The sequence below is a fragment of the Bergeyella porcorum genome (assembly GCF_042427575.1).
Lineage (GTDB): Bacteria > Bacteroidota > Bacteroidia > Flavobacteriales > Weeksellaceae > Bergeyella > Bergeyella porcorum.
Map to the genome: position 1 here is coordinate 246106 of NZ_JBHMFD010000001.1, position 26127 is coordinate 272232.

22 protein-coding genes and 2 pseudogenes are annotated in these 26127 nt (G+C 37.8%); 6 read left to right on the forward strand and 18 right to left on the reverse strand.

Going from position 1 to position 26127, the window contains the following annotated elements:
* Positions 1-59: 59 nt before the first annotated feature.
* The 3 genes from pruA to ACFFUE_RS01050 form a co-directional block, all read right to left on the reverse strand.
* Positions 60-1685 (reverse strand): L-glutamate gamma-semialdehyde dehydrogenase, encoded by a 1626-nt coding sequence (gene pruA / locus ACFFUE_RS01040; protein WP_376832030.1) that lies wholly within the window; start codon positions 1683-1685, stop codon positions 60-62.
* Between the two features lie 165 nt (positions 1686-1850).
* Complete coding sequence (locus ACFFUE_RS01045; RefSeq protein WP_376832032.1) at positions 1851-2798, reverse strand: electron transfer flavoprotein subunit alpha/FixB family protein; 948 nt, start codon at positions 2796-2798, stop codon at positions 1851-1853.
* Positions 2799-2847: 49 nt separating this feature from the next.
* Entirely contained in the window at positions 2848-3594 is a 747-nt protein-coding gene (locus ACFFUE_RS01050) for an electron transfer flavoprotein subunit beta/FixA family protein (RefSeq protein WP_327984587.1), read from the reverse strand.
* A 268-nt stretch (positions 3595-3862) separates the two neighbouring features.
* Between ACFFUE_RS01050 and ACFFUE_RS01055 the strand changes: the two genes are divergently transcribed.
* On the forward strand, positions 3863-4579 hold the full coding sequence (locus tag ACFFUE_RS01055) for an ABC transporter substrate-binding protein (protein ID WP_376832034.1): 717 nt from the start codon (positions 3863-3865) through the stop codon (positions 4577-4579).
* Positions 4580-4658: 79 nt separating this feature from the next.
* On the opposite strand, the gene ACFFUE_RS01060 is transcribed toward ACFFUE_RS01055, so the two are convergent.
* From ACFFUE_RS01060 to ACFFUE_RS01095, 8 genes are all read right to left on the reverse strand, one after another.
* Entirely contained in the window at positions 4659-5894 is a 1236-nt protein-coding gene (locus ACFFUE_RS01060) for a porin (RefSeq protein WP_376832037.1), read from the reverse strand.
* A gap of 22 nt (positions 5895-5916) precedes the next feature.
* Positions 5917-7110 carry a glycine C-acetyltransferase gene (gene kbl, locus ACFFUE_RS01065; RefSeq protein ID WP_376832039.1) on the reverse strand — a complete coding sequence of 398 codons (1194 nt, stop codon included), beginning with the start codon at positions 7108-7110 and terminating at the stop codon, positions 5917-5919.
* 99 nt (positions 7111-7209) lie between these two features.
* Complete coding sequence (gene dacB, locus ACFFUE_RS01070) at positions 7210-8667, reverse strand: D-alanyl-D-alanine carboxypeptidase/D-alanyl-D-alanine endopeptidase (protein WP_376832041.1); 1458 nt, start codon at positions 8665-8667, stop codon at positions 7210-7212.
* A gap of 233 nt (positions 8668-8900) precedes the next feature.
* On the reverse strand, positions 8901-9467 hold the full coding sequence (infC, locus tag ACFFUE_RS01075; protein WP_376832210.1) for a translation initiation factor IF-3: 567 nt from the start codon (positions 9465-9467) through the stop codon (positions 8901-8903).
* A 67-nt stretch (positions 9468-9534) separates the two neighbouring features.
* Positions 9535-11469, reverse strand: coding sequence for a threonine--tRNA ligase (gene thrS / locus ACFFUE_RS01080; protein WP_376832043.1), 1935 nt, complete (start codon positions 11467-11469; stop codon positions 9535-9537).
* 61 nt (positions 11470-11530) lie between these two features.
* On the reverse strand, positions 11531-13270 hold the full coding sequence (locus ACFFUE_RS01085; protein WP_376832045.1) for a DUF4153 domain-containing protein: 1740 nt from the start codon (positions 13268-13270) through the stop codon (positions 11531-11533).
* Positions 13271-13273: 3 nt separating this feature from the next.
* Positions 13274-13741 (reverse strand): BlaI/MecI/CopY family transcriptional regulator, encoded by a 468-nt coding sequence (locus ACFFUE_RS01090; RefSeq protein ID WP_376832047.1) that lies wholly within the window; start codon positions 13739-13741, stop codon positions 13274-13276.
* Positions 13742-13775: 34 nt separating this feature from the next.
* Positions 13776-14390, reverse strand: a complete 615-nt coding sequence (locus ACFFUE_RS01095) for a phosphatase PAP2 family protein (RefSeq protein WP_376832049.1) — start codon at positions 14388-14390, stop codon at positions 13776-13778.
* A gap of 170 nt (positions 14391-14560) precedes the next feature.
* On the opposite strand from ACFFUE_RS01095, the pseudogene ACFFUE_RS10990 reads away from it, so the two are divergent.
* Positions 14561-14751, forward strand: a pseudogene (locus ACFFUE_RS10990) (hypothetical protein); the annotation flags it as partial.
* A 111-nt stretch (positions 14752-14862) separates the two neighbouring features.
* Here ACFFUE_RS10990 and ACFFUE_RS01100 read toward each other — a convergent pair.
* Entirely contained in the window at positions 14863-15762 is a 900-nt protein-coding gene (locus tag ACFFUE_RS01100) for a GLPGLI family protein (RefSeq protein ID WP_376832051.1), read from the reverse strand.
* 147 nt (positions 15763-15909) lie between these two features.
* Here ACFFUE_RS01100 and ACFFUE_RS10995 point away from each other — a divergent pair.
* Positions 15910-16103, forward strand: a pseudogene (locus ACFFUE_RS10995) (IS982 family transposase); the annotation flags it as partial.
* A 66-nt stretch (positions 16104-16169) separates the two neighbouring features.
* Here the strand turns inward: ACFFUE_RS10995 and ACFFUE_RS01105 are convergent.
* From ACFFUE_RS01105 to ACFFUE_RS01115, 3 genes are all read right to left on the reverse strand, one after another.
* On the reverse strand, positions 16170-17024 hold the full coding sequence (locus tag ACFFUE_RS01105) for a diacylglycerol/lipid kinase family protein (RefSeq protein ID WP_376832052.1): 855 nt from the start codon (positions 17022-17024) through the stop codon (positions 16170-16172).
* 47 nt (positions 17025-17071) lie between these two features.
* On the reverse strand, positions 17072-19009 hold the full coding sequence (gyrB, locus tag ACFFUE_RS01110) for a DNA topoisomerase (ATP-hydrolyzing) subunit B (RefSeq protein WP_376832054.1): 1938 nt from the start codon (positions 19007-19009) through the stop codon (positions 17072-17074).
* Between the two features lie 259 nt (positions 19010-19268).
* Complete coding sequence (locus tag ACFFUE_RS01115; RefSeq protein WP_376832056.1) at positions 19269-20231, reverse strand: NAD-dependent epimerase/dehydratase family protein; 963 nt, start codon at positions 20229-20231, stop codon at positions 19269-19271.
* A 98-nt stretch (positions 20232-20329) separates the two neighbouring features.
* Between ACFFUE_RS01115 and ggt the strand changes: the two genes are divergently transcribed.
* The 3 genes from ggt (at position 20330) to ACFFUE_RS01130 (ending at position 23751) form a co-directional block, all read left to right on the forward strand.
* The gene (ggt, locus tag ACFFUE_RS01120) at positions 20330-22015 is read left to right on the forward strand and encodes a gamma-glutamyltransferase (protein ID WP_376832058.1); all 1686 of its coding nucleotides are present in this window, start codon (positions 20330-20332) and stop codon (positions 22013-22015) included.
* A gap of 104 nt (positions 22016-22119) precedes the next feature.
* Complete coding sequence (locus ACFFUE_RS01125) at positions 22120-22464, forward strand: MerR family transcriptional regulator (protein WP_327984654.1); 345 nt, start codon at positions 22120-22122, stop codon at positions 22462-22464.
* A 69-nt stretch (positions 22465-22533) separates the two neighbouring features.
* A complete protein-coding gene (locus tag ACFFUE_RS01130; RefSeq protein ID WP_376832060.1) occupies positions 22534-23751 on the forward strand; it encodes an OFA family MFS transporter in 1218 nt (405 codons plus the stop codon).
* Positions 23752-23828: 77 nt separating this feature from the next.
* Here the strand turns inward: ACFFUE_RS01130 and ACFFUE_RS01135 are convergent, their stop codons facing one another.
* From ACFFUE_RS01135 to ACFFUE_RS01145, 3 genes are all read right to left on the reverse strand, one after another.
* Positions 23829-24815, reverse strand: coding sequence for a pseudouridine synthase (locus ACFFUE_RS01135; RefSeq protein WP_376832062.1), 987 nt, complete (start codon positions 24813-24815; stop codon positions 23829-23831).
* 99 nt (positions 24816-24914) lie between these two features.
* On the reverse strand, positions 24915-25607 hold the full coding sequence (locus ACFFUE_RS01140) for a YiaD family glycine zipper/OmpA-like lipoprotein (protein WP_376832064.1): 693 nt from the start codon (positions 25605-25607) through the stop codon (positions 24915-24917).
* 26 nt (positions 25608-25633) lie between these two features.
* Complete coding sequence (locus ACFFUE_RS01145) at positions 25634-26119, reverse strand: hypothetical protein (protein ID WP_376832066.1); 486 nt, start codon at positions 26117-26119, stop codon at positions 25634-25636.
* Positions 26120-26127: the final 8 nt, after the last annotated feature.

Consider the following 26127-nt stretch of genomic DNA (forward strand, 5'->3'; position numbering starts at 1 on the left):
TTTGAATAAAAAAGCTGTCCATTTTTATTGGAACAGCTCTTTTTCAGATGATTATTTTTTTATCCTAAGAATGGATATTTATAATCTTTTGGTGAAACGAAAGTTTCCTTCACAGAGCGTACAGAAACCCATCTCAATAAGTTCATTTTAGAACCTGCTTTATCATTGGTTCCAGAAGCTCTGGCACCACCAAATGGTTGCTGACCAACCACAGCACCCGTTGGTTTATCATTGATGTAGAAGTTACCCGCAGCATTTTCTAAAGCGTGGTACGCCTCGTCTATAGCATAGCGATCTCTCGCAAAGATAGACCCCGTAAGAGCATAAGGAGAAGTTTCATCTACCAATTTTAATGTTTCTGCCCATTTTTCATCTTCATAAACATAAACCGTAAGGATTGGCCCAAAGATTTCTTCTTCCATTGAAGCGTAATGAGGATTAGACACTTCTATTACTGTTGGCTGTACAAAATAACCTACAGAATCATCATAAGTTCCTCCAAAGATAACTTCAGCATCGGCATCGTTCTTAGCATTGTCTATATATTTTTTACACTTATCAAAAGACCCTCTGTGGATTACGGCATTTACAAAGTTGGAAGTATCCTCTGGCGTTCCTACTTTGATGGAAGCCAATTGCTCTCCCATTACCTTTTTCACATCTGCCCAAAGTGATTTTGGGACATAAGCTCTAGATGCTGCAGAACATTTTTGCCCTTGATACTCAAAAGCTCCTCTTACCAATGCTGTAGCCACCGCTGTAGCATCGGCACTTGGGTGTACCATTACAAAATCTTTACCTCCAGTCTCCCCTACGATTCTTGGATAAGTTTTATACTTGTGGATATTATCTCCTATCATTTTCCACATTCCTTGGAATACAGTAGTAGAGCCCGTGAAGTGAAGCCCTGCGAAGTCTGGGTGAGACAATATTTTTTCAGCGGTCTGTGCTCCATCAGTATAAATGACATTAATAACGCCATCTGGCAGGCCTGCTTCTTTGAAGAGTTCCATAATAACTTTAGCAGAATATACCTGAGAGTGAGATGGTTTCCAAACCACTACATTACCCATCATTGCCATACAAGATGGTAAGTTACCTGCAATAGCGGTGAAATTAAATGGTGTTACAGCAAAGCAAAATCCTTCTAATGGTCTATATTCTGAACGATTCCAAATACCTTCGCTGGATACAGGTTGCTCTGCATACATTTCTGTCATAAACTCTACATTGAAACGAAGGAAGTCTATCAATTCGCACGCAGAATCAATCTCTGCCTGATGTACATTTTTCCCTTGTCCAATCATAGTAGCAGCGTTCAGTTTATCTCTGTATGGCCCTGCCAAAAGGTCTGCTGCTTTTAGGAAGATAGAAGCTCTCTGCTCCCATCCTAAGGCGTTCCATTGTTTTTTAGCTGCTAGAGCCGCCTCTATTGCTGCATCTACGTGAGACATATCGCCTGCGTAATAAAAGCCTAAATCGTGCTGATGGTCTTGTGGAGATTCTATGCGTACTTTTTTATCGGTTTTCACTTCCTGATTACCGATGTACATAGGTACTTCTACCTTTTCATTCCACATTTTTTTGTAGGTATCCAACAAAGATTTCACCTCTGGAGAACCTGGTTCATAGTTTCTTACAGGTTCATTAACCGCAAACGGAACTTGCGAAATTGCTTTTGACATATTGTTGATTTTTAATTATTTTTTTATTCTTATGGTCGCTCACAAAGTTACGCCATTTTATTGGATATTCAAAAAAACTATGGCGTAGATTCTCTCTAAGACTTTACAAAAAAATCCGAATGCTCATTATAAACATTCGGATTACTATTATAATTTGACTTTTGATTATCCTTTCAGTGCTTTGATTTTCTCTGTTAAAGCAGGGATTATTTGGAATGCATCGCCTACCACTCCATAGTCTGCTGACTTAAAGAATGGAGCTTCTGCATCGTTATTGATGACAACAATGGTTTTAGAAGAATTGACTCCCGCCAAATGCTGAATGGCTCCAGAAATTCCTACAGCGATGTATAAATTGGGTGCGATGGCTTTACCCGTCTGCCCCACGTGTTCACTATGAGATCGCCAGCCAATGTCTGATACTGGTTTGGAACAAGCAGTAGCAGCTCCTAAAACATTAGCCAACTCCTCTATCATTCCCCAGTTTTCTGGTCCTTTCATTCCTCTTCCTGCTGAAACTACAATTTCAGCTTCTTTCAAATCCAACTTACCAGAAGATTGCTCTTGAGAAACTACTTTAATATCATCGTTGGTTACAGATAAGTTTTTCACTTCTTCCGTTCCTGATACAGCGTTGTCTTTTGCCCCGAAAGCATTTTGAGATACCGTAACTACAACACCTGCCGCCTCTGCTTTTGCTACCATAAATCCTTTTCCTGAAAACACTTTTCTTTTCACCTCAAAAGGGGCGATATTAGAAGGTGCTTCTAAGGCATTGGTAATAAGAGAAAAACCTTTCTCAACAGCCAGCATAGGAGCGATAGAAGAAGCGTCTGTAGTATGAGGAAAAACAATAATATCACCATCTACTACTTCATTTAGAGCCTGAGCGTATGCCTTTGCACTGAAGCTCTTTAAGCCTTCATCTTGAATGTGTAGCACTTTATCAGCTCCATATTGGTATAATAAATCTGAAGCATCAGCAGGGTTGATGGTAACCGCCGTTACGCTATCGCCCTTTTGTGTCGCAATTGCTTTTGCGTAAGATACTGCTTCAAAAGCAGCTTTTTTATATGTTCCGTTAATATTTTCTGCGTAAACAAATACTGACATAATTTTAGTTTTGAATTTTTAAAATAAGATTTTAAACAAGGATGGTGAATTAAATAACCTTTGCTTCTTCGTGTAGCAATCTTACTAATTCATCAAGGTTATCTGCAGATACCATTTTCACAGCAGCTCTTGGAGGTACTGCATCAAAGGAAACAGCTCCCACTTTCACTTCAGAAGATGTAGGCTCCACTACATTGAGGGGCTTGGTTCTTGCCGTCATAATTCCACGCATATTAGGAATAATCAATTCTTTCTCATCTACAAGACCTTTTTGCCCTGCAATGACTGCTGGAAGTTTTACTGATACGGTTTCTTTTCCTCCTTCAATCTCACGAACGGCTGTAGCCTCACTTCCACCAACTTCTAAACCTACGGCAGCATTTACGAAAGATTGCCCTAGCAACTGTGCTACCATAGCTGGTACAGAACCACCATTATAATCCAAAGATTCTTTACCACATAGCACCAAATCATATCCTCCACTTTGTGCTACAGCAGCAATTTCCTTGGCAGTAGAGAAGCTGTCCTTAGGCTCTACATTCACGCGGATAGCATCATTGGCTCCTATTGCTAATGCTTTTCTAATAACGGCTTCAGTTTCAGCACCACCTACATTCACTACCGTAACGGTAGCCCCTTGCGAGGTTTGTAGATGGATGGCCTTTGTAAGTGCAAATTCATCTAGGGGATTAATCACCCATTGGATTCCATTTTTGTCAAATGCAGACTTATCCGCAGTAAAATTGATTTTTGATGTAGTATCTGGTACACTACTGATGCAAACTAATATTTTCATATTGACTTAATAATTATTTTGACATTGTTTATGTTCGCTAATATACTAAAAAAACATTATGCAGGCATAGTATATTGTATTTATTTTTTCAGTGCTTTAAGATACACTTTTTTATTAACTTTTTACTCTGGTGATAAAAAATTCAATCGATTATTTTATTTAATTAAAAATCAAACCATTATAATCAGAATAGAAAATATCAAAACAAAATTTTAGTATCTAAAAAAAACTTATTTTTACACCTAACTTATGATTAAGCAATTGTGCTATGAGAATTTTATCCTTAGTTCCTTCCATCACCGAAACGCTTTTTGATTTTGGTTTAGAAGACAATCAGATTGTTGGACGCACCAAATTTTGCATTCATCCAAAGGAAAAAGTGGGTAAAGTCCCCATCATCGGAGGTACTAAAAATCTTCATATAGATAAAATTAAAGCCTTAAAGCCAGACCTTATCATTGCCAATAAAGAAGAAAAGGTAAAAGAGCAAGTAGAGCTGTTGATGGATTTTTCGGAAGTTTGGGTTACAGATATTTATGATTTGGATAGCAATTATTCATTCTTATTAGAATTAGGTGAAAGACTTCGCAGAAAGTCCACTGCACAAACCTTTGTAGAGCGTATCAAGAGGATAATAGAGCCTTGCCCTACACGCCATCTATCGTGTGCGTATCTTATTTGGAATCAACCTCTGATGAGCGTAGGCGGCGATACCTTCATCCATTCTGTATTGGAACATTTTGGTTTTCATTCTATTTTCAAGAACAGCAATCGCTATCCCATTATTTCTGAGCAAGAACTATCCTTAGCCGATTGTATCTTCCTTTCATCAGAACCATATCCTTTCAAAGAGCGGCATAGAATAGATTTTCAAGAAAAGTTTCCCAAAAAGAAAGTCATCTTGGTAGATGGTGAAGCCTTCTCTTGGTATGGTACTCATCTTGCCCATTGTGAAGGTTATTTTGAAAAACTACACTTTGATTAAAAAAAATCATATCCCTGATTCAAAACAAAGATGGCCACTACATAGAGTAACAGCCATCTTTTCGTAATTTTTCTCAAAACTATATCCCCATTTCGATTTGGAGCCTTACATACCAATTATCCCTTTTAGATTGGTCGTAATATTGGAAATAGTTTTTTGTAACTTCAAACTGTGCCTTGAAGGCGTGTTCCCAAATGTATTTTGTTACGCCAAAGGATACTTGCGTTTGCTTCGGTGTGTATTGGAACACTTCGCTATCTGGCAACATCCTTGAATACCTTCCAATCAGTTCCCATTTCTTTGGAAATACATAACTCAGCTGTGCGTCATAACCCTGCCCAGAGTAAACATAATTGTACTTGGTAACATCATCGGGATTAAAAGTTACCGATGTGTTGGATGGCGTATCTCTACGCATATAGGAAGTCATCGCTGCCCAGCCATTGTACTTCAGCATAGCATCTGCTAAAAAAGAGGAAATATTACGCTCCTCGTGGAGCAAACTGCCGAGCTGCCCACCTGTTCGTTTCGCTTTTTGGTTGTAGTGATAGGTAGATGCTACATACAACTTAGGCGAAGGTTCTCTCATTAAATCCCCTTCAAAATACTCTCCACCTTTCTTGAAAGAGCCTAATGGATAAAGCTCTACCCTACCCGTATAGGCAAGACCATTGTCTTTGGTTTTAGTCCAGTTTCGTCCTTCTCCTGTGGTAACCGCGGTTTTAATATTGAACCCGAAATTATTGGGTTTAAAATTGTTCAAATAATAAAACTGGAAACCAAAATCCCTATCAATATTGAAAGTAGCATTGTTGATGGAGCGGTCAGTCAGTTGCAATGCTCCTGATGAGTTGACCCTCTGGCGGTTTCCAGGGAGTTTGGTTTGTCCAAATCCAAAGTTCCAATGTTTACTAGGAACATAGAAAATCATCGCATCTCGGATGATGTTCAGGTCGCCCAAAGCTTCTAAAGGTCCTACATCTCGCGGTGCAAAGGAAAGCTGAATGGCATAAAGGAATTTTGGATTTCCTACATAACCATCAAATCTCAATCTTAATCTTCGGATTTGAGCATCGTAAGATGTTTCATTATCCTCGTTTAGGATTTCCAAACGGTTTTGCATTCGGAAACGGATATTCATCTGAAATAAGCTATCAGGCGAGGTCATTCCTACCCCTTTACCAAAGTTATAGTATGGCAGAGAGGTAATTTTCACGCCATCTTCTTTGTCCAAAATGATGGTGTCTTTTTTTCCTTTCTGAGCAAAAATAAAAACAGAAAGTAAAACAAACCAAAAGCTTAGATGTCTTTTCATTATACTTTTTATTTTGATAGATTTAGATAACGCCTAGTTCTTTTCCTACTTTTTCAAAAGCGGCAATCGCCTTGTCCAGATGTTCTTTGGTATGAGCCGCAGAAAGCTGTACGCGGATTCTGGCTTTTCCTTTTGGTACTACGGGATAGAAGAAACCAATAACATAGATGCCTTCTTCCATCATTTTCTCTGCCATCTGCTGAGCCAAAGGAGCATCGTAAAGCATCACAGGAACAATGGCTGCATCACCATCTGGAATATCAAAGCCTTTGGCTTTCATCTCGGTACGGAAGTATTCTGCATTTGCCATTACTTTATCCCTTAGTGAAGTATCTTCGGATATCATTTCCAAAACTTTGGTAGCTGCCCCTACAATACCTGGAGCTAAAGAATTGGAAAACAAATATGGGCGAGAACGCTGTCTGAGCATATCAATGATTTCTTTCTTACCAGAAGTAAAGCCTCCTAATGCCCCTCCTAATGCCTTTCCTAAAGTAGAAGTGATGATATCTACTCTACCCATCACATCATTAGCCTCGTGGGTTCCCCTTCCTGTTTTCCCGATGAATCCCGTAGCGTGAGAATCATCCACCATTACCAAAGCATCATATTTCTCTGCTAAATCACAAACGCCTTTCAAATCTGCTACAATACCATCCATAGAAAATACCCCATCGGTAACGATGATTTTGAAACGGTGATTTTGTTTGGAAGCTTCTATCAGCTGGGCTTCCAAATCTGCCATATCGTTGTTTTTGTATCGGTATCTTGCGGCTTTACAGAGCCTCACTCCATCAATAATAGAAGCGTGGTTAAGTTCATCTGAAATAATGGCATCCTCAGCGGTGAATAATGGCTCGAACACCCCACCATTGGCATCAAAACACGCTGCATAAAGAATGGTATCTTCCATTCCTAAAAACTCGGAAATCTTGGCTTCCAAATTTTTATGAATATCCTGCGTTCCGCAGATAAACCTTACCGAGGACATTCCGTATCCGTGAGACGCAATAGCGTCTTGTGAAGCTTTCATCACTTCGGGGTGGTTGGATAGTCCAAGGTAGTTGTTTGCACAGAAATTGAGAAGTGTTTTCCCATTGGCTACAATCTCCGCAGACTGCTGGGAGGTGATGATGCGTTCTCTTTTGTAGAGTCCATCGTTTTCAATATTGGCTAATTCAGATTGTAAAGTTTCAAGAAATGTTTTAGAAATCATATTTTTGACTTTTTATTATTGTTTTTAATCCCTACAAAAATAACAAAAAAACCACTTCCAAGGTTGAAAGTGGTGGATGAATTATTTTTTAATTTGAATTTATAGATTGATGGCTTGGTCTAGGAGGTATTCCATTTTCTTATTCACTTGATCTACACTCCCCGCGTAGTTATTCACCAAAAATGAAAATGCTAAGGTCTTACCACTCCTAGTTTTGACATAGCCAGCCAAGGTTTTCACTTTATTCAATGTACCTGTTTTAGCAAAAACTTGTCCATAAGCCTCTCCGAAAAATCGTTTCTTGAGGGTGCCTGTTTGCCCAGCGATAGGTAAAGAATCAAAAAAATCTTTATAATAAGATTCTTTCATCTGTGCGGATAAGAATTTCACCTGAGAAATAGGCGTTACCCTATGGCTTCTGGATAGACCGCTACCATCCATATACACCAAATCCGAAGTATCAAAGTTTTTATCCCTTAAATGTTCTACTACTACGCTTCTCCCTCTATTAATGGTTTGATCGCCATCTCTCTGGAAGCCTACCGTTTTCAGCAATGCTTCAGATAAAGCATTATCGCTCCTCTGATTGATATCATAAACAATATCCTTCAGCATCGGTGAATGATAAGCGGTAATTTTCGTTCTACTTTCGGGGTCTCTATCCACGAGTTTTTCGGTCACTTTCCCCGCTATAATGCCGCTCTTTGCTAAATTAGCTTTTAGAAGATTGGCTAAATACTGTGGTGTAGGTGCTATCTGTGTAGAAGTCCAAGCTCCTTCAAATTCATCAGCATAAACCAACTTATGAGTATATGGTGAGATATAAAAATATTGTTTTTTATTGCTAAAAGGGTCTTTCTTGGCAACCACAGATTTTTCCTTTCTCGGGTCTATATCTTGGGTAGAACCTACGGGAAGGAAATAGTTTTGATGCTCAAGCCAAACAATATTAGCGGGCAAAGTAGGTAATTTATTTTCTTTGAAAACTGCCGTCTGAAGAATGATGTCTCCCGTAATTTTCTTGATGCCTTTCTCTTTAATGGCATAGAGAAAATCTGAAGCAATAGCCCCATAGGTAGAAGCTCCTGCTTTATTAGTTCCCAATGATGGGTCACCACTTCCCACAATATAAAGATTACCATTGAGCGTTCCCTCTGCATCTATACTGCCAGAATACTCTAGCTGCGTTACCCAGCGAAACTTAGACCCCAAAAGCGACAATGCTGTATCGGTGGTCAATAGCTTAGTGGTAGAAGCAGGAATTAAAGGCGTAGCTTCATTATACGAGCTAAGAACTTTATTGGTTTTAGGGTCGTACAAGACAAATCCCCAACTGGCATTTCTTAACACAGGGTCAGACATCAACTGCGACAAGCTGTAATCAAACACCTCCTTTGGACTGGCGTTTGATAGTGTTTCTTTGGTATTAGAAATAGCACCAACCGACACTTGATTTTCGTACATAGAGGCGTAATGCGTAGACGGAGAATATTGCCCCGATGACCAACCAACCAAAACCAAAGACAAAAAGGAAATATATTTTTTAATATGATTCATTCTCAATTTATGTTTAGTGATTTCAAAAAACTCATTCTAAACCAATCGTTTTTTTATTCACAGATGTTCTAATAACGACCAAAAATAGAAATTATTATTGGATATCAATGAGATGAGAATGATAAATAACAATAATATTTGTTAAAAAATGTTAATAATCATTTTATCGCGTATCAAAGAAAAAACTGAGCTTCCATAGAGAAAACCCAGTTTTTTTGATTAACCTTTAAAATTTATTTTACAGTCTTCTTCGGACTCATCATCATAATCATACGCTTGCCTTCCAACTTCGGAAGCTGATCTACCTTGCCCACGTGCTCTAGGTCTTGAGCCAATCTCAAAAGTAGAATCTCTCCCTGATCTTTGAACACAATGGAACGCCCTTTAAAGAATACATAAGTCTTCAGTTTAGAGCCTTCTTCCAAGAATTTTTCAGCGTGTTTCTTCTTGAACTCATAGTCGTGATCATCGGTTTGAGGGCCAAAACGAATCTCCTTCACCACCACTTTGACTTGTTTGGCTTTCAATTCCTTTTGCTTTTTCTTTTGCTCATAAAGGAATTTTTTATAATCCAAAACTCTTGCAATGTATGGCTCTTGCTTGTCTGAAATCACTACCAAATCTAGCTCTTGCTCATTGGCAATTTCCTGTGCTTTTGCAAGTGGATACACACCTGGTTCCACATTATCACCCACTAAACGAACTTCCTTAGCTCGTATTTTTTCATTGATTTGATGTGCGTCTTCCTGCTGTGGACGCCTTTGTGGGCCTCTTCCTCTGGGATTAAATTTCTGTGCTATTGTTTTATGTTTTTAAGTTAATATTCTTTCTAAAATTTATCCTTAGATAAATGATTTTATTTCTAAATTAGTGAAAACTCACATTCAGTTTTGCGGTTTCTTTGAAGTAATTGGCAAAATCTTCTACGCTCATTGTGCCAAGGTCACCCTCTCCTCTTTTTCTTACAGAAACGGTGCCATTTCCTTCTTCATTCTCTCCTACGATAAGCATAAACGGATACTTATTAATCTCCGCATCACGAATTTTTTTACCTGTTTTCTCGTTTCTTTCATCTATGAGACCGCTAATATCGTGATTTTCCAGCAATTGAGAAACTTTTTTAGCATAATCTACATATTTTTCTGAAATTGGAAGGATAATGAACTGCTCTGGAGCCAGCCACAATGGGAAATCTCCCGCTGTATTCTCTAATAAAATAGCGATAAAACGCTCCATAGAACCGAATGGAGCACGGTGAATCATCACTGGACGGTGCTTCTCGCCATCGCTACCAATGTAGTGCAAATCAAATCGTTCTGGTAGGTTATAGTCCACCTGAATAGTTCCCAATTGCCATTTTCTTCCCAAAGCGTCCTTTACCATAAAGTCTAATTTTGGTCCATAGAATGCGGCTTCACCGTATTCTACCACTGTTTTCAGACCTTTATTGGCTGCTGCTTGAATAATGGCATTTTCGGCTTTTTCCCAATTTTCATCGGTACCGATATATTTATCGTGATCCTCCTGATCTCTTAAGGATACCTGAGCCACAAAATCTTCAAAACCAAGGTTTTTGAAAACATACATTACCAAATCTATCACGCCTTCAAATTCCTCTAACAGCTGATCTGCCGTACAGAACAAGTGGGCATCATCTTGCGTAAAACCTCTTACCCTTGTAAGCCCGTGAAGCTCTCCACTTTGCTCATAGCGGTACACGGTTCCAAACTCTGCAAATCTTTTTGGCAAATCTTTATATGACCATTGCCCTACTTTATAAATTTCGCAGTGGTGTGGGCAGTTCATTGGTTTTAGCATAAACTCTTCCCCTTCGTGTGGTGTTTTGATGGTTTGGAAAGAATCCGCACCATATTTTTGGAAATGTCCAGAGGTTTTATACAGCTCTACATTCCCGATGTGTGGCGTCATCACAAACTCATAACCTGCCTTTTTCTGTGCTTCTGAAAGGAAGTTTTCCAGTTTTTTTCTCAAAGCAGCCCCTTTTGGCAACCAAAGTGGTAAGCCTGCCCCTACTTTTTCGGAGAATGCAAAAATGCCTAATTCTTTCCCTAGTTTTCTATGGTCTCTGCGTTTGGCTTCTTCCAATCTTTCTAGGTATTCTGTAAGGTCTTTTTGTTTCGGGAAAGAGATACCATAGACTCTTGTAAGCTGTGGGTTATTCTCATTTCCACGCCAATAGGCTCCTGCTGCATTCAGGATTTTCACGGCTTTTACAATTCCTGTAGATGGGATATGCCCTCCTCTACAAAGGTCGGTAAAGTTATCGTGGGTACAGAATGTGATTTCTCCATCGTTGAGGTTTTCAATCAATTCTGTCTTATATGGATTGTCTGCATATTCTTTCAGAGCTTCCTCTTTAGAAACAGCATAGAGATTGAATGTGGAGTTTTTCTTTGCATTTTCCAACATTTTTTTCTCTATCTTTTCAAAATCCTTTTCGGAAAGAGATTCGTCTCCAAAATCTACATCATAATAGAAACCGCTTTCTATGGCAGGTCCTATGGTAAGTTTTGCATCTGGATAAAACTCTAAAATAGCCTGTGCCAATAGGTGGGCAGAAGAGTGCCAAAAAGCTTTCTTTCCCATATCATCATTCCACGTAAGGAGTTGCACCGTAGAATCTTCCGTAATAGGCGTGGTAACCTCGGTTTGCTTACCATTTACAATTGCGGAAATTGTGTTACGCGCCAAACCATCACTGATAGATTTAGCCACATCCATTGCAGTTACTGCATTTTCAAATTCTTTGATGCTTCCGTCTGGAAGAGTGATTTTTAACATAAGGCTTTATTCTATAATTTTTATAATGTGCAAAAATAAGGAAATTTCTGTTATCTCTATCTTATTTTATCAAAACATACATTCCATCTGGATGTATTCTCTTTTCGTTGCCATATTTCGTAATCCTTTCAAGGATTACTTTGACCTCATATTGTCCTAGTTTTCCTTCTACAAAAAGACTGTCCACCCAATTTTCCTCTTTGGATTCTGAAAAATAAGATTGATATTTTTCTAAAACTAAGGCATTGATGTCCATTGTTTCTTTATTATTTAAGACAATATAGATGGTATCATCAGTAGGATATCTAAAAACTCTAAAGGTATCTTCCTTTACATTAAAAGTAAAATCATTACCATACTGAAGTGGCAATACATATTGATATCCTTCCACTGAAAAGCCTGATTGCTCACTTTCTAAAATCTCCAATTCATCCTCCTGTTTCGCTCCATCATCCATAACAACGGTTTCAAACAATGGCAAAATGGAATGGTATTGCTTAAAGCCTTCCAACTTCTCTTTGGGTATATATGGATAAAACCACTCTTTTTCATCACGCTCTGATAAGAAAAATACTTTATCTGAAATTTCATAAGCCTTATCTTGAGAGATTTTCTTTTTGAAATCGATTACGCCGTTATTCAAAAGTTGATTATCCTCCAACAGTTTTATCAACTCCTGTTTCTGGCTTCTCTTCGCTACCGAAAAGGCATTGAAATATGGTAAAACCAATGCAGCTAATCCCAAAACAAATAAAGAAATAGGAATAAATTTAATATTCGCCCTGCGAAAAACTACAAAATATACCACCACAGAAGTGAGCCACAATGCCGTTAGCAATACAAAATACCGTGCTTCGGTATAGCCATATTCCAAAATTCTCGTAAAAATCGCTACATATAACAACCCCAAAAGTGGAATAAGAGCATAGTAAAACACATTACTGAATACCTTTACCCAAGATTTTGAATTTTCACTTTTTAAAGGATGTACCAGCAATAGTGCTAAAATACCAAAAACGGCATAAGCTAAAATCATATAAGATACCCACCCTCTTGGCAATTCCCATCTAATCCCTATCTTCAGCATATAACCATAGAGAATAAGGGCATAAATAATAAGCAATGGAATAAGAACAAATTGGGTGAAAAACTTTAAGACCAAAGGATAAGCATTGTCTTGTTCCAACTGGGCTAGTCCTCCATCATTGAACAACAGAAAGATAAGACAGCTTCCTAGAATAGAGAAAAATAAAAATACTTCAGCGTAAATTGATGATTGATAGTGCAGCTCAAAAAGGTTATCCGTTGCCGCAATTGCCAGTTCCAATCCTCCCACCAGTACACCTGTAAAAATCCCTGTCAAAATGAAATTGATAAAGAGATTTTTATTATACTGCCAGAATCTAATCTCATTATTTTTTCCTAAAAATGGAACGAAAGCTACCAACAAATGCGAGAGTATCCCACATACCAAAATGATGATTCTATGCACTGCTGTAAATAGTTTTTCATCATCGGGTAAGATGTAATACAGTAACGCCATTGGCAATAACGCCAGCCAATCCCACAAGAGATTTCGCCCTTGCCTTTGCTGGTACATACTGCTAGCAAACATTAGCGAAATTCCCCAGCACGCAATAAGGGTAAATTTTACCACTTTAAACTGAACCTCTGCACGGTGGTCTAGCTCCACCCCTACCACAGCCGATACTGCTGCTATCAAAGCCAGTACCAATACATTAGGATAATGATGTACTACCGCCATCACTTTCTGATAAAATACTTTTATTTTGGATAACATTGTTTAGTCTTTAGATTTCTTTTTAACTTTCTTTTTCTTCTTTTTCTTTTTATCCGAGGTCAGCTCATCTATAAAAGTTCTAATTTCACTATCATAAGAATGAGGTAAGGTTTCTGATGCCGCTCCTTCTGAATATGATTTTAAATCCGAAGACGATAACAACTGCTCTTCCATTAGGTAAGATAAAAGCGAACTTGCAGAACCATCAAAATAGCGTTCCAAAAACTGATGAAGTAGATTTTTTTTATAATCTTCCGAAGAAATAAGAGCATTGTATCGGAATATGCGTCCCACTTTTTCTGTAGATAGATAATCTTTCTCTACCAAGATTTTCAGAAAAGTAGATACGGTATTAGGATGGGGTTTAGGCTCTGGATACGCCTCTAATATTTCCTTTGTAAAAGGCGATTTTAGCGTCCATATCACCTGCATTAGTTGTTCCTCAGCTGGAGTTAATGGGTTTATTTTCATTGCTTGTTCACGATTTAATTAAAAAATAGACACACTACACTTGGCTTTGTATGTAAGTGTAAAGATACGCCAAAGATACAAAGATGGCGAGAAATGCCCCCATCAAAACTTCTTGCACCGTATGTCTTTTTAGAATCACCCTTGTAATGCCCACCACTACGGCAATCACACCCCATATCAGCCCCAATAAAACATCTTGCGAAAGGAATAATGCTGCAGCAAAAACATTTAGAGCCGTGTGCATAGAGCTTTTAATCATAAAGTTACTTATCTGCATCAGTACCAATAAGGTGAAAAGAAACAATATGCTGTAATCTACCACACCATTCAGATAATACTTTGCTCCAATGTAGAGCAACATCACCACCACTATGAAAATATAGAGCGTATTGCGCTGTCGCCTATTAGAAACATCCATATTAGAATAAGCCCCCCGTTTTACATTCCAATAAATCCAACCAGCGATGGGCAATATCAAAAATAATAATGTCAATAGCAAATCTTCCACAGCATCTGCTAGGTCATAATGATGAAAACTATAATATACCGTATAAAGGGTAAGCGAAGTAAGGGGATTGAAAAAATTGGAAATCAGTTTAGAAACTTCAATCCATTTGGATTTTGTCTGTGATGGCTGGGCTTGTTGCATTTTTCAAAATTAATGTCTCAAAAATAAGCCTTTTACCGCAACTTGACAATTAATTTTACATTAAGATTGAAGCCTATAACCTGTTGTGCATTTTGAAAATAAACAATATAAAAGATTGTTCATTCGACTTAGAAACCGTATATTCATTTGGTTACTAATCAATTAAACATATAAACAATCTCATTCAAAATTACAAAATTATTTTAAAACAAACCTAACGAAGTGGTTCGAAGTAGTCAATTGAAAAATACATGTAAACATATTGAAACTTCTCGAAAAATCAGAACGCCAAAACTTTTCCGATTTGGAACTTGTGGCACTCAATATTACAGCAGAATATATGTCAATAAACTCTGAACTATAATCCAGTACCTTAATTTCTTCGTTTTCAACAGAAGTTCGAACAAACTAAAAGTTAATTTAGCCTAAATGCACAACAGGTATACTTTTTATAATTTTAAAAACTTTAATTTTATTGAGATCGTGATAGTTTTCTTTTTACATATTTGTGTTCAATAGAACATTTTTTTGATAAAGGTTCCAAACAGATATATGTATCAACCAAACTTTTATAAGTTCTATTTATTTTATCATCTATGACATTTTTAGGAACTCCCCCATTCATGATAAATTTTGTACCATTTTCAGAAGTAATAACCCCCTCTCGCATGCTTTTTCCTGGATCTGCTAAATATTGGTCATAATATACCATAACTTTATTTTCTTCGGTCTCTATGTATCTATTAGATTCTGTAGGATTTTTGTATTGATTTTTTTCAATAGCAACTAATACAAATTCAAAATCTCCTTTTGTATCTTGGATTTTGGTAATTAATCCTGGTAAACCACTGAATTTATAAGGGCCGTATGACAATGGAAGTTGTGGAGTATAGTAAGCTATCCATTCTCTGCCATTTAGTTCTGTTTTTGCACCGAAAGACTTGTAATTCAAAACATCCTCTGTTCTCCCTGACTCTAGTGACCAAGAATAATTCAACGATTGATTATATTTGAATAAATTTCCATCTATAACATCATAGACTGTAATATTTTTGTCTTTTTTGTTTAATGAAATAACCTCTTTTATATACGATTTTTTCAAGTCATTGAAATTTATTGAAAAACCATCTACTGATGATTTTAATTTATTTAAAATAGAGTCATTCTTAATCATATTTCCACCATAGAAATATGAAGTTTGATTTTTAATATTTAAATCTAACACATATAATTCTGAACTGTACCTATTTAAAATAGTGTCAGATCTGTATTTTAATTCATAAAAAAACCTATAATTTAAATCTTTTTCTTGAGCTTTAAATAAAGTAATGCTCAGAAAAAGGCAAAGAAGTAATATAATATATTGTTTCATTTTTTTGTTTTTGCTAAGATATATATTTTTTTTAATAGTTTGAAAAAAAGCAAAAAAAATAATCTCATAATTGGAAATACTATTTAACATACTCTAAATTCATGGATTTTGCGAATTCTTCAATAGTCGTTTTTATTCCTACCTAATGAAAATTTTTATTTCAATCCCATTAAACCAAAACTGTCTGATTTAGAAATTATTGCGATCAATATTTCGGCGGAATATTTATCTATTGATTGAATATCATTATTTAAACATCTATCGAATTCAAAACTAAGTAGAATGATTGAGGTGTGTGTGTGTACAATCGTAGAAAGAGAAAGCTTTTTCTGTACATGGAGGAACAACTGCACATTAATCAACGACAAGGGATATCTGTCGGTAATAGCCTACTGCATAATTTGGATTTACACCAAAACACGAAGGCTCTTCGGCTGAACCTTCACCACGATGGGCGATGGAATTCTATTGTACTCCCCATCAATATGCCAATGGGGTTTATCAACCTCAAATTCTATACTAGAAACGGAAAGATAAGTAAGATAGCTGTCTGATTTCAGTTTTTTTGTAAACATTCTGAAAGCAAAAAACGGAGCGTAATAGATTGGAAATTTCTTCACCAAAACCAATTCTACCAAACCATCACTCTTGCTGGCGTTAGGAGCGATATAAGCATTGTTGCCAAACTGGCGGGTATTGGCGATGCTCATCATTAAGTATTTCCCATTATACCGCTGAAACTTATCATCTAAAAACCTGATTTTAATAGGCTTGTATTTAAAAAAAGTACGAATAGAAACCTTAATGTAATTAGCAAAGCCTCTGGAAGTTTTCTCAAATTCCTTCACCACTTTACCATCAAAGCCCGTCCCAGATACATTGATGGATAGCTTATCATTCACCGTAAAGGTATCTATTTCCCGATGTTGTTTCCTTTTGATTTTCTCTAAAAGCTCATCTAAATTTTTGCTAAATCGGGTTTCATTAGAAAAGCCATTGCCCGACCCTGCAGGAAAAATGGCTAAAATTTTATCGGTATTGATGATGTTTTTCGCTACCGTAGAGATGGTGCCATCGCCCCCTATCGCCACAAAAATATCTACCTTTTCCCAATGGGCTTGGATAAAATCATCGGTTCCACTAATGGATTCCGAGATGTACACCAGCGGTTGCTTTACCTTCTGTTTCAGTTGATTCAGAAAGGTGTGATAATTTTTCTTTGCCGAGAAAGGATTGATGATAAAAGCTACATTTGAAAACATTTTGCAAAAATAAAAAAGCCCCATAAATGGGGCAAATTTAATTACGATTAAGCGTCAATTCTTGCGTACTTAGCGTTTTGCTCAATAAACTCTCTTCGTGGTGGTACTTCATCGCCCATCAGCATAGAGAATACATTATCTGCTTCGGCAATACTTTCTATGGTGACTTGCTTCAAGATTCTGTTCTCTGGGTTCAGCGTTGTTTCCCAAAGTTGCTCGGCATTCATCTCTCCAAGACCTTTGTAACGCTGTACTTCCACTCCTCTTCCATCAGCGGACATCTCTAAAGTTTTCTCTTCGCGTTCCTTTTCATCCCAAGCGTAAACTTTTTTGTTTCCTTTCTTCAAAAGGTAGAGCGGTGGCGATGCAATGTAAACATAGCCTTGCTCTATCAATTCTTTCATATATCGGAAGAAGAAAGTTAAAATCAAGGTAGAAATGTGAGAGCCATCGATATCAGCATCGGTCATAATCACCACTTTATGATATCTCAATTTGGACATATTAAGTGCTTTGCTGTCTTCCTCTGTTCCCACAGAAACGCCAAGTGCAGTATAGATATTTCGGATTTCCTCATTATCATACACTTTGTGTAGCATAGATTTTTCCACATTCAAGATTTTACCTCTCAATGGAAGAATCGCTTGGAAATGACGGTCTCTGCCTTGCTTTGCCGTTCCCCCCGCGGAGTCCCCCTCCACGAGGAATATCTCGGAAATCGCTGGGTCTTTAGAGGAGCAATCTGCTAATTTCCCTGGCAAACCAGCCCCACCCAATGGTGTTTTTCTTTGGATGTTTTCTCTTGCTTTTTGTGCTGCTAGACGGGCTTTTGCCGCTGTTACCACTTTCTGTACGATAAGTTTGGCTTCTGAAGGGTTTTCTTCCAAGAAGTTTTTCAAAGCCTCACTCACCACTCTAGATACCGCCCCCGATACTTCGGAGTTTCCTAATTTGGTTTTGGTTTGCCCTTCAAACTGTGGTTCCATCACCTTTACGGATACAATTGCCGTAAGCCCTTCTAAGAAGTCTTCCCCTTCTATTTTAATTTCTTTATCCTTCCCTGTAAGTACCTCTTCTGAGTATTTTTTGAAGGTATTGGTTAAAGCTCTCCTAAACCCTGAAAGGTGTGTACCGCCATCTCGGGTATTGATGTTATTAACATAAGAGTAAATATTGCTATGGTAAGAGGTGTTATACCTCAATGCCACTTCTACTGGGATTTCATCCCCATCCTTACTTTCGATATGGATAGGCGTTTCCATAAGAGGTTCTTTGGCATTGTCGATGTATTTCACAAACTCATTAAGCCCTTCTTTGGAATAGAAAGTTTCGGTTTTAAAGCTTCCATCTTCTTGTTTTTCACGCTCATCGGTTAGGGTAATGGTAATACCTTTGTTAAGGAACGCCAATTCACGAAGACGGGTAGAAAGTTTATCATACTTATACACCAATTCATTAAAAATGGTATCATCTGGCTGAAAAAACTGTTCTGTTCCTCGTTTGTCGGTTTCGCCCACCACTTCTACTTCGGTAACGGCTTTACCTCTTTGATATTTTTGCTGATAGATTTTACCATCGCGGTAAACTCGGGTAATCATATCGGTAGAAAGGGCGTTCACACAAGATACCCCTACCCCGTGAAGACCACCAGAAACTTTATAGGAATCTTTATCAAACTTACCCCCTGCACCTATTTTGGTCATTACGACTTCAAGGGCAGATTTTTGTTCTTTTTCGTGAAAATCTACTGGAATACCACGCCCATTATCCACTACGGAGATAGAATTTCCCTCGTGAATGGTTACTTTAATGGTATCGCAATGCCCTGCCAACGCCTCATCTATTGAGTTGTCCACGACTTCCGAAACCAAATGGTGCAAACCTGTTTCACCTACATCACCAATGTACATAGAAGGACGCATTCTCACGTGCTCTATCCCCTCTAAGGCTTGGATACTACTTGCTGTATATTGATTGTTACTCATAATTTTGTTCAAAGTTTTAAATTCAAAATTCTTAAGTTAAGCCAAAAAAAAAACGCTCAACTTTTCATTGTTTTAAATATTAAAAATACCTCTTTCAAAAGACCTACAAAAATACGAAAAAAACTTGTAACAATTCACTTTTATCTCCTAATAAATTCTGAAATTTTTGTTAAAATTCACGCACTCAAAATCATTAAAAAAACAAAGCTGAATACCATCCATAAAATGGTATTCAGCTAAGAAATATGGTATTAAAGGGTTATTTCCCCAACTTAACCTTTAAATTAGTAATCATATCTTTGGTCATTTCTTCTATTCCAAATTGATATGATAAGCCCCAATCTTTTTTTGCTACAGAATCATCTATAGAAGCTGGCCAAGAATCTGCAATGGCTTGGCGGAAATCTGGCTCATAGGTGATTTCAAACTCTGGGATAACCTTTTTAATTTCAGTGGCCAATTCCGCAGGCGTAAAACTCATTCCACCTAAATTGTACGAACTTCTAACCGTGATAGCATCTTTCGGAGCTTGCATTAGCTGTAAAGTAGCATCTATGGCATCGTCCATATAGAGCATTGGCATTGCTGTATTTTCCGAGATAAAGCTGGTATATCTTCCGTCTTCTAACGCCTTGTAGTAAATTTCCACAGCATAATCTGTAGTACCACCACCTGCAGGGGTCTTCCAAGAAATCAAACCTGGATAGCGGATGCTTCTCACATCTACGCCATATTTATCGTGATAATATTCGCACCACTTTTCTCCTGCCAATTTTGAGATGCCATATATCGTGGTAGGATTGAGCACCACATCTTGCTCCACATTATTTTTAGGAATTCCTTTTCCAAAAACAGCTATAGAACTTGGCCAAAACAATTTGGAAATCAAACCTTCTTTTGCCATTTCTAGAAAGTGAATCAGCGGGTCAAGGTTTAATCTCCAAGCAAAGAACGGTTGTTTTTCTGATGTCCCCGATAACAAAGATGCCAGATGATATACCGTGGTGATTTCATATTTTTTTATCACCTCTTTTACCAAATCTGTATTGGTTACATCTAAGGTTTCGTAATACTTTGCAGAGGTTTTGATATCTTCTCTTTTTTCAAGTCCAGAAGCCACCACATTCTCCTCTCCATACATCTGTATCAGCTTGTTGGTAAGTTCCGTGCCTATCTGTCCCAAGGCCCCCGTTATCAAAATTTTTTCCTTATACTGTGACATAAATTGTTGTTTAAAATAGTTACAATAGATTTTAGCAAATTTAATAAAAATAGTGGCTATTAAAAAACTAATTTTTAACTTTGGTTAAAATTTTTAAAATGAAGAAGTCTTATTTATTACTAATACTCGCTAGTAATTTAGCGATTGCTCAATTTACCAACTATAATACCATAAAGGAAGTTCAAACGCAGAATAAAGGAATTGTAGTCTCTGCCCATCCTTTGGCAAGTGAAGCTGGTGCCCAGATGCTGAGAAAGGGAGGCAATGCCTACGATGCTGCTGTTGCCACGCAATACGCTTTAGCGGTGGTCTATCCTCAGGCGGGTAATATTGGCGGCGGTGGTTTTCTTGTGGGGGTAAAAAGTAGCGGGGAAAAATTCACCTTAGATTTTCGTGAAACCGCTCCTGCAAAGGCACATCGGAATATGTATCTGGATAAAAAAGGCAATGCCGATACCAATAAATCTCAAAATGGTGCGTTAGCCGTGGGAATACCTGGGTCTGTTGCTGGTTTTTTTGCTACTTTGGAACATTGTAATCTGCCTATGGAAACGCTTATCCAGCCTGCGATTGACTTGGCTGAGCAAGGTTTTGCAATTACCACTAAAGAAGCGGATTTACTCAATTCTTTACGGGCTGAATTTGAGAAATACAATGTCAATAAAACCGTTTTTGTAAAATCAGAGCCTTGGAAGGCGGGAGATATTTTGGTGCAAAAGGACTTAGCTGAAACATTGAAAAGAATCCAAACCCACGGAATGAAAGGCTTCTACGAAGGAAAAACAGCAGAGCTCATCGTAGCAGAAATGAAACGCAGCAATGGAATTATCTCCTTAGTCGATTTAAAAAACTATAAAGTAAAAAAAAGAGAACCGCTTACCTTCCATTACAAAGGGCTAGAAGTCATCACTATGCCACTGCCTTCCTCTGGAGGAATTCTTCTGGCTCAGATGCTCAAAATGGCAAGCTACGAAAACCTAGAACAATATCAGCAAAACTCTCCCGAAGCGGTACAGATAATGGTGGAAGCAGAGCGTAGAGCCTATGCCGACCGTGCTGAGTATATGGGCGACCCAGATTTTATCCAAGACCAAACCTCTATGCTCATCTCTGATGTGTATCTGAAAAACAGATGGAAGTCTTACCAACCTCACCAAGCTACCAAAAGTAGCGAGGTAGGAAAAATCATCTCACCTAATAATGAAAGTTCCCAGACCACACATATTTCCATCATAGATAAAGATGGCAATGCGGCCTCTATTACCACTACTCTCAATGGATACTATGGTAGTAAAGTGGTGGTATCGGGAGCAGGCTTTTTGCTGAATAATGAAATGGATGATTTTTCCATAAAACCTGGAGTACCCAATCTATTTGGTGCCGTAGGTGGAGAGGCTAATAAAATAGAAGCAGGCAAAAGAATGCTTTCTTCTATGACGCCCACCATATTATTAAAAGAGCAAAAACCTTACCTTGTAGTAGGAACACCAGGGGGAACTACTATCCCAACCTCAGTATATCAATCTATTGTCAATATTGTTGATTTTAAACTATCCCCTAATATGGCAGTCAATGCCCCGAAGTTTCACCATCAATGGCTTCCTGAAGTGGTTTCAGTGGAACAAGGATTTCCTAAGAGTACCATTTCTAGCTTGGAGAAAAAACAATATACCTTCAAAGAAAGAGCTGCTATTGGCAAAACAGAGCTTATCCTCATAGACCCTAAGGGCTTCATCACCGCAGTAGCAGATGGACGAGGCGATGATTCTGTAGCTGTGGAATAAAAATTTTTGACATTAGTTATTAATGGATTAGAAATCTCGTACGTTTAGCCTATACAAAATATTTTTCTGCATCAATACTAACTATTTTTTAATATCTTTGCCGTATGAAGGTGAATTTACCAGACAAATTGTATTATTCCATCGGTGAGGTGGCAAAGGCGTTTGATGTGAATACTTCCCTAATACGCTATTGGGAGCAAGAGTTCCCCATCCTAAGACCTAAAAAGAATAAAAAAGGCAACCGATATTTTACACCAGAAGATATCCAGCATCTTAAAACCATTTATCATTTGGTGAAAGAGAAAGGCTATACGCTAGATGGGGCTAAAATAGCTCTCACTACCAATGCTAGAATATCTGAAACCATCTCTATGATAGACCGACTAGAGTTTGTAAAAGCGGAACTGACCAAGCTAAAAGATTCTTTGGTGGACAAAGAAGAGGTTTAGCATTGTTTCTTTCATTTGCATTGATTAGAAATTTTAATCTATAATATTTCAAATTCATAATTTAAAAATATGAATCCTCAGACTACGAAACGCTGGATAATAGCCATTGCAGGGACTATTATCCATTTGTTTTTAGGAACGGTTTATGCGTGGAGTTTTTTTCAGAAACCCATTAGTGATTTCTATGGTTGGAGCCAGAGTGAAACCGCTTGGGCATTTAGTATTGCTATCTTTATGCTTGGTATTACCGCCGCGTGGTGTGGTAATAAAATTGATAAATTGGGAGCTAAAAAGCTAGCCATTATAGGAACTTGTCTTTATGCCCTAGGGTATCTTATTTCGTACTTTGCTTTACAATGGCAGTCATTGGGGCTACTCTATTTAGGGTTTGGTGTGGTAGGAGGCATAGGCTTGGGTATGGCGTATGTAACTCCTGTAGCTACTGTAGCGTCTTGGTTTCCAGAACGGCAAGGTCTCGTAACGGGAATGGTGGTGATGGGCTTCGGACTAGGTGCTTTTATAATGTCCAAGATTCTTGCCCCTCTATTTTTACAACTTTTTGATAATAATTTGCCTTTTACATTCTTGGCGATAGGAGTTTTGCTATTACTATTTCTACCGCCTGCAGCATTGATTCTCAAACCTCGGATAGCTCCCGAAGAACCCTCTCAACAGCTTGGTAACGTGATGATTTTTAAAGCCATCTCTACATCAGAATATGCTTTCATTTGGCTGATTTTCACATTTAACATTATCGCAGGAATGGTTTTCATCGCCTTTCAGTCGCCCCTTCTTCAGGATATTCTAAAATCTGAAGGCATTACAGATGTTCTTACTTTGGAGCAAAAAGGAGCTACCCTCATTGGTGTAAGTGCTTTATTCAATGGGGTTGGAAGATTTTTCTGGGGAAGTATTTCTGATAAGATAGGTAAAATTCAGTCCTTTAGATTGATGTTACTGATAGAAATTATCGTTTTTATACTGCTTATTTTCACTCATAATAGTCTGATATTTTTTGTAGGCGTTTGTATTGTATTACTTTGCTATGGTGGTGGTTTTGGGGTTTTACCTTCTTTAATCAAACAAAAATATGGCACGCCACTGATGGCTTCTATCTATGGTATTACGCTAATGGGCTGGGGCATTGGTGGTATTTTAGGGCCTCAAATTACTGCCTATATGAAAGATTTTTACCCCGAGCAAGCTGGAGTTTATTCCTTTGGAATTGGAGGGATTCTTCTCTTTATAGGATTGATATTATCTTTCAGGGTGAAAACGAAAAAATAGAAACATCATCACTTTATACAGAATCCCCTTTCAGTATTAATACCGAAAGGAGATTCTGAATCAAAATATAATCCGTCTTATAACATTTTAAGATTATTGACTTCCAATTCTGTAAGGATACGCCAATGACCTCGTTTGATGTTTTTCTTGGTAAGCCCTGCAAACATTACCCTGTCTAAGGCTTCTACTTCATAACCCAACTTTTGGAAAATTCTTCTGATAACGCGGTTCCAACCGATGTGAATCTCTATTCCAATTTCATTTTTAGGTTTACCTTCTATATAAGAAATGCTATCTACCTCTGCCACGCCTTCTTCTAGTCTTACGCCCTCTGCTATGGTATGCAAATCTTCCATAGAAAGTTTTCTATCTAATGTTACCTGATAGATTTTACGCACGTTGAAGGAAGGGTGCGTTAGCTTTTTGGTGAGGTGCCCATCATTGGTAAGCAGGATAACGCCCGTGGTGGTTCTGTCCAATCGCCCTACGGGAAATAGGCGGTACGGCGAAGCATTGGCAACCAAATCCATCACTGTTTTTCTTGCTTTCTCATCTTTCGTTGTAGAAATATAGCCTTTGGGCTTATTCAGTACTACATAGACAGGTTTTTCTGGGGTAATGCTTTGTCCATCAAACACCACCTTATCGGTCTTCTGAACCTGATATCCCATCTCGGTAATAACTTTGCCATTCACTTCCACAAGTCCTTGGGTAATCAGTTCATCGGCTTCTCTTCTACTGCATATTCCAGAATTGGCAATATACTTATTAAGACGAATGGTCTCTTTGTGAATATCTTTTTCTATTTTCTGAAGGCGACGGCGTTGAACGAATTTTTTATTCTTGTCTTCGTCCTTATCATCATATTTCTTGAATGTTTTTTTGCCGTGTTTTAGTTCGCCTTTTTCGTATTTATCCCTAACATCAAAGTTTCTTCCCCCTCGCTTAGCGGTATTTTTTTTACCGAAAGACTTGGCTTCACCTTTGGTGAAAAGCTTTGGTTCTCTGGTTTGCTTGGAAGATTTGGATTGTTTTGCTTTATCAGAATGATTATCTCGGCTCATCTCAATGTAAATTTCTGCAAAGATAAGGTTTTTAAACCCAAACTACGCATAAAAAAAGAGCCACCTTTAGGAGACTCTTTTTTATTGTTTGGGAAAACTTTATTGCTGTGATTGAGCATCTTTTATCATCTCTTCATTGGCAGTAATAGCAAATTCCACTCTTCTGTTTTGCGCTCTACCCGCTTCGGTATCATTAGAGGCAATAGGCTCTCTAAGTCCCATACCCATTGTAAACATTCTGCTTCCTGCAATACCTTTAGAAACCAAATAACTCTTCACCGCCGCAGCTCTTTTTTCAGAAAGGGTTTGGTTATATGCTGCTGCTCCTTTATTATCAGTATGTCCGTAGATATTAATATTGGTATCAGGATTATTTTTTAGAACTTCTGCCAGTTTATCAAGGTTTGCCTTCGCTACCGAAGTTAAGTTAGCAGAGTCAAAACCGAAGTTTACCATATTTTCAGAAAGGGTTACTTTAATGCCTTCTCCTACTCTTTCTACCTGTGCTCCTGGCAATGTTTCTTGGATTTCCTTGGCTTGTTTATCCATCTTGTTACCAATAACATTACCTGCCACACCACCTATGATACCGCCTAAAACTGCACCTGCTGGAGCGTTGCCTCCTTTTCCTATATTATTGCCCAAGATTCCTCCGATAACGGCTCCCGCTGCAGTACCAATGGCGGTACCTTTCTGCTGATTATTAGCGTTCTGTACAGCTTCACAACTCGTAAGCGTCAAGGCTGAAGAAATAAACAATGCTCCTATATAAGTTTTATTAAAATTTTTCATTTGTAATATTATTTAAGTTTTAAAAATTAGTTTGATATTTTCTGAAAGTTGTATCTCACTTTCACGGTTTGCCCTTCAAATGGGATATTTTGTTCTAATGTGAAATAATTAGCATCTTGATTTACCAAATATAAAGTATATCCTGAAAGGTTTTGCTTGGCTTTAGTACCTTCTGCAATTTTCTTAAATTGAAAAGTATTGCCTTGCAAAACTTCAAATTTGATAGGCTGAGTCAATGATGGACAACCTGCTCCTCCGTTCAAGGTATAACTTCCAGAGTAGTTGTTTGGAATGAGTTTCCACTGGCTACCCACAAAACATTGTGCATCTGCTCCCTCATCAAAAGGTTTTACTCTAAAGCTTTTATCATAATCTACGCTGGTAATTTGCCAATCGCCTTTTAGTTTTAGAAACTCTGCTCTATTCTGTTGTGCAGTCTGTGCCGTTTTTACAGAGGAACAAGATACAGAAAGTGCCGCTCCTACAATACCGACTAAGAATATATTTTTCATTGTCCTAA

Excerpts from the sequence above, each read along its gene's own strand:
- pruA (WP_376832030.1), bottom strand. The coding sequence starts at position 1,685 with ATGTCAAAAGCAATTTCGCAAGTTCCGTTTGCGGTTAATGAACCTGTA.
- ACFFUE_RS01045 (WP_376832032.1), bottom strand. The coding sequence starts at position 2,798 with ATGTCAGTATTTGTTTACGCAGAAAATATTAACGGAACATATAAAAAA.
- ACFFUE_RS01050 (WP_327984587.1), bottom strand. The coding sequence starts at position 3,594 with ATGAAAATATTAGTTTGCATCAGTAGTGTACCAGATACTACATCAAAA.
- ACFFUE_RS01055 (WP_376832034.1), top strand. The coding sequence starts at position 3,863 with ATGAGAATTTTATCCTTAGTTCCTTCCATCACCGAAACGCTTTTTGAT.
- ACFFUE_RS01060 (WP_376832037.1), bottom strand. The coding sequence starts at position 5,894 with ATGAAAAGACATCTAAGCTTTTGGTTTGTTTTACTTTCTGTTTTTATT.
- kbl (WP_376832039.1), bottom strand. The coding sequence starts at position 7,110 with ATGATTTCTAAAACATTTCTTGAAACTTTACAATCTGAATTAGCCAAT.
- dacB (WP_376832041.1), bottom strand. The coding sequence starts at position 8,667 with ATGAATCATATTAAAAAATATATTTCCTTTTTGTCTTTGGTTTTGGTT.
- thrS (WP_376832043.1), bottom strand. The coding sequence starts at position 11,469 with ATGTTAAAAATCACTCTTCCAGACGGAAGCATCAAAGAATTTGAAAAT.
- ACFFUE_RS01085 (WP_376832045.1), bottom strand. The coding sequence starts at position 13,270 with ATGTTATCCAAAATAAAAGTATTTTATCAGAAAGTGATGGCGGTAGTA.
- ACFFUE_RS01090 (WP_376832047.1), bottom strand. The coding sequence starts at position 13,741 with ATGAAAATAAACCCATTAACTCCAGCTGAGGAACAACTAATGCAGGTG.
- ACFFUE_RS01095 (WP_376832049.1), bottom strand. The coding sequence starts at position 14,390 with ATGCAACAAGCCCAGCCATCACAGACAAAATCCAAATGGATTGAAGTT.
- ACFFUE_RS01100 (WP_376832051.1), bottom strand. The coding sequence starts at position 15,762 with ATGAAACAATATATTATATTACTTCTTTGCCTTTTTCTGAGCATTACT.
- ACFFUE_RS01105 (WP_376832052.1), bottom strand. The coding sequence starts at position 17,024 with ATGTTTTCAAATGTAGCTTTTATCATCAATCCTTTCTCGGCAAAGAAA.
- gyrB (WP_376832054.1), bottom strand. The coding sequence starts at position 19,009 with ATGAGTAACAATCAATATACAGCAAGTAGTATCCAAGCCTTAGAGGGG.
- ACFFUE_RS01115 (WP_376832056.1), bottom strand. The coding sequence starts at position 20,231 with ATGTCACAGTATAAGGAAAAAATTTTGATAACGGGGGCCTTGGGACAG.
- ggt (WP_376832058.1), top strand. The coding sequence starts at position 20,330 with ATGAAGAAGTCTTATTTATTACTAATACTCGCTAGTAATTTAGCGATT.
- ACFFUE_RS01125 (WP_327984654.1), top strand. The coding sequence starts at position 22,120 with ATGAAGGTGAATTTACCAGACAAATTGTATTATTCCATCGGTGAGGTG.
- ACFFUE_RS01130 (WP_376832060.1), top strand. The coding sequence starts at position 22,534 with ATGAATCCTCAGACTACGAAACGCTGGATAATAGCCATTGCAGGGACT.
- ACFFUE_RS01135 (WP_376832062.1), bottom strand. The coding sequence starts at position 24,815 with ATGAGCCGAGATAATCATTCTGATAAAGCAAAACAATCCAAATCTTCC.
- ACFFUE_RS01140 (WP_376832064.1), bottom strand. The coding sequence starts at position 25,607 with ATGAAAAATTTTAATAAAACTTATATAGGAGCATTGTTTATTTCTTCA.
- ACFFUE_RS01145 (WP_376832066.1), bottom strand. The coding sequence starts at position 26,119 with ATGAAAAATATATTCTTAGTCGGTATTGTAGGAGCGGCACTTTCTGTA.